Below are 503 nucleotides of genomic sequence, written 5' to 3' on the forward strand. Positions count from 1 at the left end.
CCTTTACTGCGTTTTAGTCGGCGCTTTTCTTGCTCTGTCTCATAAGTTTCACTTTCTTTAAACAGCGGATTTCGTTTTCTAAATTGGTTATCCGCAATGTAAGTATCAAAGCCACTTTTCGCCATAAACTCAAGATTCACTTCGCTGTTAAACCCACTGTCTGCGGTAAACTTTATGGTGTGATTATCTGCTTCTTTTTTTGTATTGAGCTTAGTGAGCTGTTGTTTTAATTGCTTAACCGCTGGCTGTAAGGTTTGCTGCTCGCCCACTGTACCCCATGCCTGTGCTTGCAGTATAATTTGATGTTTATCGTCATTTATCGCTATCCCGTTGTAGCCTTGGATTGTACCTTTTGACGTGGTCATTTTCGCGCTATCAGGGTCGGTAATATTACTTTTAATGGGCTTGCCTTTGCTGCCCGTTTTTTCCTCGTGGGTCGCTAAGAACTCCGTGATTTTATCTGCACTTTTATCCAGCTTTTCTTTTTGCTTTAAATCCTGTGT

Annotated in this window: 1 pseudogene; it reads right to left on the reverse strand. The window is 41.4% G+C overall.

What is annotated here, in order from left to right:
- Positions 1-503: pseudogene (locus H5158_RS22810) on the reverse strand (transposase); the annotation flags it as partial.

This window comes from Pseudoalteromonas sp. SR45-6 (genome assembly GCF_014163545.1).
GTDB classification, from domain to species: Bacteria; Pseudomonadota; Gammaproteobacteria; order Enterobacterales; family Alteromonadaceae; genus Pseudoalteromonas; species Pseudoalteromonas rhizosphaerae.